Below are 6442 nucleotides of genomic sequence, written 5' to 3'. Positions count from 1 at the left end.
GATCTGCACACCCCCCACCCCCCCCCCCCCCACCCACCCCCCCCCCCCCCCCCCCCCCCCCCCCCCCACCCACCCCCCCCCCCCCCCCCCCCCCCCCCCCCCCCCCCCCCCCCCCCCCCCCCCCCCCCCCCCCCCCCCCCCCCCCCCCCCCCACGCCCGGGCAGGTGGCGAGCTGCTTGCGGATCAGCTCGGACTTGTCCTTGGCGAACGGGATCGAGGCGTCGGTGATGAGCACGGCCCCGGCGTGGCCGGCGGAGTCCGAGATGATCCACTGCCCGCTGATGGCCGCCACGTCCTCGACCCGGGTCGTGACGTTGGTGAAGAGCGGGGGACGGCGGCTGGGACCGGGGGAGGCGAGCGCGTGCCAGCCGACGAGCGGGATGCGTTGCGCGGCGGCCCGGGCGACCTGCTGGGAGGTCGCGTCGGGGTCGAAGCCGCCGATGACGATGCCCGAGGGCCTGAGGGTCACGGCCTGGCTCATGGCCGCCTGGATGCCGGCGGGAGTGCCTCCGCCGTCGATCACCCGCACCTTCCAGCCGATGACGCGCGCGGCCTCCCGCACGCCCTTCGCTGCGCCCGCGACCCCGGGATTGGTCATGGTCTGCGCGACGAAGACGATGTTCTTGCCGGGCACAGCCCTGGGGCCGTTCGTGGGTCCGTCCCAGGGCATGTCCGTCTTCTCCGCCTGTTCCACCGCGGCCCGCGCCTTCGTCTGCACCGCGGGGCAGCCGGGCGGGCCCGTGGTGGAGCCTCCCCGCACGTCCGAGGAGCCGCGGTCGCAGCCTGCAAGGGTGGCTGCCGCCGCAGCCAGCAGGACTGCGGCGGTGTGCCGGGCGGTGACGCGGCCGCGGGCGGCCCTGCGGGTGCCGGGCACGGGAACTCCTCGGAGAAGCGGCGCGATCACGGGGGTGGGGACGGCACGGAGGGCAGGTCGCCGGTGGCCGCGGTGCCGGTGCGCAGACGGCGGCGGGCGGAGTAGCCCGCAAGGCCGACGGCGAGGAGCAGAGTGGCGCCGTAGAACAGCGGGGTCGTCCAGAAGTCGCCGCCCAGCTGGGCGATGCCGGTGAGACCGACGGCCAGGACGGCGACGGCGACGAGCGTGCCCAGGGCGTTGGGGCGGCCGGGTCTGACGGCCGTGGAGCCGAGGAGGGCGCCGGCGAAGGCGGGCAGCAGATAGTCCAGGCCGACGCTCGGGTTGCCGACCTGCAGCTGGGCCGCGAGCAGCACCCCGGCGAAACCGGTGATCAGCCCGGACGCGGTGAAGGCGTAGACGGTGTACCTGCGGGTCGGGATGCCGAGCAGGTCTGCGGCGCGCGGGTTGGATCCGACGACGTAGAGACCCCGGCCGAGCGGCAGCCGCTCCAGGACCAGCCAGAGGGCGGCTGCGAGGGCCAGCACGTAGAAGGCCGGTACGGGCAGACCGAGGAACGTGGAGTCGTAGAGGTCGGTGAAGCCCGTGGGGAGGCCTCGGGGCCCGGGGACGACGCGGGCACCGCCGGTGACCCATCCGGTCACGGCGTACAGCATGCTGCCGGTTCCGAGCGTGGCGATGAAGGAGTCGATCTGCCCGAACTCGACGATGACGCCGTTGAGGACGCCCACGAGCCCCGCTCCGACGAGTACCGCGAGGCAGGCGAGCGGCCAGGGCCAGTGTCCGTCGACGATGAGCTGCAGCACCATGACGTGCGCGAGGCCGAGGACGTAGCCGATGGAGAGGTCGAACGCGCGGGTGACGATGGGGACCATGGCGGCGAGCGCAAGGATGGCCGGGATCGACTGGGTGGACAGGATCGAGTCGACGGTCTCCCGGGTGGGGAAGGTGCGGGGCAGGGCGAGGGAGAAGGCCACGAGGAGCAGGGCCGTCAGGGCCAGGAGGCCGTAGGCGGCGGCCAGGTGGCCGCCGGGCCGGTGCCGGGGCGGTCGCGGCGGGGCGGGCGAGGCGGTCACGAGGTGGTCGCGGTTCCGGACTCGGGCAGGGCGCAGGCGGCTCGGGTGAGCCCGGAGACCGTCAGGCCCGCACCGCTCAGCTCGGCCGTCAGGGTTCCGCGTACGAAGACCAGGGCGCGTCCGCACACGCGGGTGACCTCCTCGAAGTCGGTGGAGACGAGCAGGGCTCCGAGGCCGGCGGCGAGGGCCTGGTCGAGCAGGCGGTGGACCATGGTGCGGGCGCCGATGTCCACGCTCGCCGTCGGCTCCTCGAGGATCAGCAGACGCGGGTCCGCGCGCAGCCACCGACCGATCATGACCTTCTGCTGGTTGCCGCCGGAGAGGACGGCGATGGGGGCCTCGCTGTCACGGGGACGTACCGAGAAGCGGTCGATCAGGGCGGTGGCGTAGGCACGTTCCTGGCCGGGGCTGATCCAGTGCGGCGCCGGCCGGCCGCCCGCCCGGGGGTTGGCCAGGAGGTTCTCCCGTACCGTCAGTTCGGTGGCGCAGCCCTCCCGTTGCCGGTCGGCGCAGACCAGGCCGACGCCGAGGCGCACGGCGTCCGCGACGGTGCGGGGGTGGTAGGGCCGGCCGCCGAGGAGTACCCGCCCTGCGAGGATCGGCCCGGCGCCCGCGAGGGCGCGGCCCAGGTCCGTGTGCCCGGCGCCCGTCAGCCCGACCAGGCCCAGGACTTCACCGGCCGCGAGTTCCAGGCTGACCGGGCCCACGCCCGGGGCGCTGACGCGGTCGAGGGCAAGGAGGGCCGGACCGCGGGCACGGACTGCGGCGGGGTGGAAGTCGGCCGGTTCCGCGCCGACGATGTCGCGCACCAGGCGGGCGGGACCGTGGCCGGCCACCGGACCGTGGCTGACCAGGCGGCCGTCGCGCAGGACGGCGAAGGTGTCGGCCACCTGGTACACCTCGTCGAGGCGGTGGGTGACGTAGAGGATGCCGTGCCCTCGGGCGCGCAGGGCGTGCAGGACGCCGAAGAGCCTGGCGCAGTCCACCGCGGGGAGGCGGGCGGTGGGCTCGTCGAGGACGATGAGCTTCGCCCGGGTCGCGAGGGCTCGGGCGATGGCGACCAGCGAGCGTTCGGCGGGGGCCAGTTGGGCGACGGTCGCCTCGGGGTCGAGATGTGCGGCGACGGTCCGCAGGGCTTCGGTGCACTGCTCCCTGGTGCGCCGCCAGGAGATCAGCCCGGCGCGGCGCGGATATCCGGTGCTCAGCGCGATGTTCTCGGCGACCGTCATCCACTCCACCAGACCGAGGTCCTGGTGGATGAAGGACATGCTGCGGGAGGCCTCCCGGGTGCCGAGCGGGTGCCCGGCCACGGTGATCTGCCCCGCGTCGGCGTGGTGGACGCCCGCGAGCACCTTGATGAGGGTGGACTTTCCCGCGCCGTTGGGGCCGAGGAGGGCGAGGACGCTGCCGGCCCGGACGTCCAGGTCGACCCCGGTCAGCGCGAGGGTTCCGCCGAAGCGCTTGCCGAGCCCGCGGACACGGACCAGGGGTGGAGCGTCGTGCACGGACATCTCCGGAGATTCGGCCTGGCTGGTTCATCCCATACGCACAAAGGGATACTAACGGGGGATATCACTTAATTCCGGTTCAGCCGGTCGTCAGGCCGCGTCCAGCGCGCATTCGGCCCAGATGACCTTGCCCTGGGCGGTGTAGCGGGTGCCCCAGCTCTGCGACAGCTGTGCCACGAGGAACAGACCGCGGCCGCCCTCGTCGGTACCGGCCGCCCGGCGCAGGTGCGGCGCGGTGTTGCTGGCGTCGGAGACCTCGCAGATCAGGTTGTGGGCGTGCAGCAGCCGTACCCCGATGGGCCCGGCGCCGTGACGGACGGCGTTCGTGACCAGCTCGCTGAGGATCAGTTCCGCGGCGAACGCGGTCTCGTCGAGTCCCCAGTCGGCCAGTTGTCGTACGGCGTCCGCGCGGACCTCGCCGACGAGGGCCGGGTCGGCGGCCAGGTCCCAGGTGGCGATCCGGTTCCGGTCCACGGCGTGGGTACGGGCGACCAGCAGGGCGATGTCGTCGTAGGGGTGGTCGGGCGCCACTAGGTCCAGCACGGTCTGGCAGGCCTCGTCGGGGGTGTGCTCGGGGTGCGCCAGGGCTCCGCAGAGGTGGTCAAGGACGTCGTCGACGTCGCGCTCGCGGTCCTCGATGAGTCCGTCGGTGTACAGGACCAGCTGGCTGTCCTCCGGCAGGTGCATCTCGGCCGTCTCGAAGGGCAGGCCGCCGAGCCCGAGCGGAGGCCCGGCGGGCAGGTCGGGGAGCGAGACGGTGCCGTCGGGGCCGACGAGCACGGGCGGGGGGTGGCCGGCTCGGGCCATGGCGCACTGCAGCGTGGTCGGGTCGTAGACGGCGTACAGACAGGTCGCTCCGACGATGCCGAAGTCCGCCGACTCGGGATCCTCCCGGTCGAGGCGCCCCACGACGTTGTCGAGATGAGCGAGGACCTCGTCCGGCGGGAAGTCCAGTTCGGCGAAGCTGCGTGCGGCGGTGCGCAGGCGCCCCATGGTGGCGGCGGACAGCATGCCGTGGCCGACGACGTCGCCGACGAAGAGGCCCACGCGCGTGCCGGAGAGGGGGATGACGTCGTACCAGTCGCCGCCCACGTCGGACTCCGCGGGCAGATAGCGGTGGGCGACGTCGACGGCGTCCAGGTCGGGCAGACAGTGCGGGAGCAGGCTGCGCTGCAGGGCCAGGACCATGGCGCGTTCGTGGGTGTACTGGCGGGCGTTGTCCATGGACAGGGCGGCGCGCGAGGCGAGCTCCTGGGCCAGCGAGCGGTCGTCGTCGCCGAAGGGGGCGGGGTCCTGCGAGCGGTAGAAGCTGGCGACGCCGAGGACGACGCCGCGGGCGACCAGCGGGACGGTGATGAGGGAGTGGACGGCCGCCAGCAGCTGTTCGCCGAGTTCGGGGTCCTGGGCGAGCCAGCCGGCGGCGATCTTCAGGTCCGGTTCCAGCACCGCCTGCCCGCTGACCAGGCACCGCAGCTGCGGCGTGGTCGGGCCGAAGTCGATCCGCTTGCCGACCGGGCTGAAGGGCAGGTCCTCGCGGATACCGCGCACGACCGTCCGGCGCAGCTCGCCGAGGGGGTCGGCGGCCTCCTCGCCGCGCAGGACGGACTCGGGCAGGTCGATCGTGACGAAGTCGGCCAGTCGCGGAATGGCCGTCTCGGCGAGTTCCTCGGCCGTGCGGCGCACGTCCAGGGTGGTGCCGATGCGGGCGCTGGCCTCGGAGAGCAGTTCCAGGCGGCGGCGCGCGGCCAGGGCGTACTCCCCCACCGTCGGCTCTCCCACCAGCACGAGCCCGCTCGCCAGCGGCCGGGAGTCCGCGTGAAGGTCCGGCGCCCCGTCGGGGGTTGTGGGGTAGGCCCGCTCACGGTCGGCACCGCTCCGGACCGGCGCGGCGGCGGCACGGCCGGGCGTCGGGCCGACGTGGACACGGTCCGGTACGAGGAGGACAGGACGGTCTCCGGGCGGCCGCAGGAAGGACAGGGCGGCGAGCCGGGCGCTGCCGACGGTGTCGTCGGCCCGGCTCGGGACGGCGCCGGGCGGCCGGGAGGCGGGGCCGGTCAGGACGGCTTCGATGGCGATGCCCTCCACCCCGGAGGCGCTCGTCGTCGGCCGGCTGACGAGCGTGACCCGCCGGCCGTCGGACAGGCGCACGTCCACGGCGCCCCGCTGTGCGCAGGAGATCAGCTCGGTGGCCCTGTCCAGGAGGACGGCCCGGTCGCGGGGGTGCAGCTCGGGGGCCAGCTCATCGACGCCGATGCGGGTGTGCGACCCCGCGGCGGCGTCGGCCCTGGCGCTCAGGTACGACCGCAGCAGCGCCCGCTCACGCACGGAGCTCTGCCCCAGCAGCCGCCGTTCGACGGCCTCGGCCGCCTTGCGGATCACGGTGGCGAGCGCCGGGTTCTCGGCACCGCGCGGATAGCCGAAGCAGAGGACGCCCTCGATGCGCCCGCTGAGCGGGTCACGGACGGGCAGCGCACGGCAGGCGTTGCCCTGGGCGCGCTCGGCGAAGTGCTCGGCGCCGTAGACCCTGATGAGCTGACGCTCCGCCAGCGCGAGACCGATGCCGTTGGTCCCGGCGTACCGCTCGGCGAACACGAATCCCGGAACGCGCTGGAACGCGGGGAGGGTTCGGACCATGGACGCGTCGCCGAAGCGGCGCAGGAGGACGATCCCGTTCGCGTCGGCGACGGAGATGTTCATCTGACTGCCGGCGAACGTGAACTGCAACCGGTCGAGGACCGGGAGGGCCGCGCTGACGAGCCTGCTGTGCGGATCGAAATCCGTACGGTAGGGAAGATCGGCCTGGTCCGGTGAAAGACCCAGGGACCGGGAGCGCTGCCAGGAACCCAGGATCGGCGACCGTACGCCTTCCTCGACCGCCTCACCCTGCAGGAACCGCTCACGGGTACGCGCGGGCCCTGCCCCGCCGGTCGTACGCCGCCTGGGCGTCGGTTCCCTGCCGGACCGCACCACGCCTCGCCTCGCTCGCA

The 6442-nt window shown here is 74.1% G+C and carries 3 protein-coding genes and 1 pseudogene; all 4 read right to left on the bottom strand.

The genetic code is table 11. The features are described 5' to 3' along the window. Positions 1 to 151 precede the first annotated feature (151 nt). Positions 152 to 874 (bottom strand): annotated as a pseudogene (locus tag AC07DS_RS34835) (substrate-binding domain-containing protein); the annotation flags it as partial. Positions 875 to 900: 26 nt separating this feature from the next. After that, the gene (locus AC07DS_RS34830) at positions 901 to 1947 is read right to left on the bottom strand and encodes an ABC transporter permease (RefSeq protein WP_479151888.1); all 1047 of its coding nucleotides are present in this window, start codon (positions 1945 to 1947) and stop codon (positions 901 to 903) included. Continuing rightward, complete coding sequence (locus AC07DS_RS34825) at positions 1944 to 3458, bottom strand: sugar ABC transporter ATP-binding protein (RefSeq protein WP_479151886.1); 1515 nt, start codon at positions 3456 to 3458, stop codon at positions 1944 to 1946. Before AC07DS_RS34825 ends, AC07DS_RS34830 begins: the two co-directional genes overlap by 4 nt. Positions 3459 to 3545: 87 nt before the next feature. Continuing rightward, entirely contained in the window at positions 3546 to 6425 is a 2880-nt protein-coding gene (locus AC07DS_RS34820) for a SpoIIE family protein phosphatase (protein WP_479151892.1), read from the bottom strand. Between the last annotated feature and the right edge of the window lie 17 nt (positions 6426 to 6442).

The sequence above is a fragment of the Streptomyces sp. NPDC044064 genome (assembly GCF_056434245.1).
Note: the sequence above shows the minus strand (reverse complement) of the source record. Positions and strands in the feature narration are given on the sequence as shown.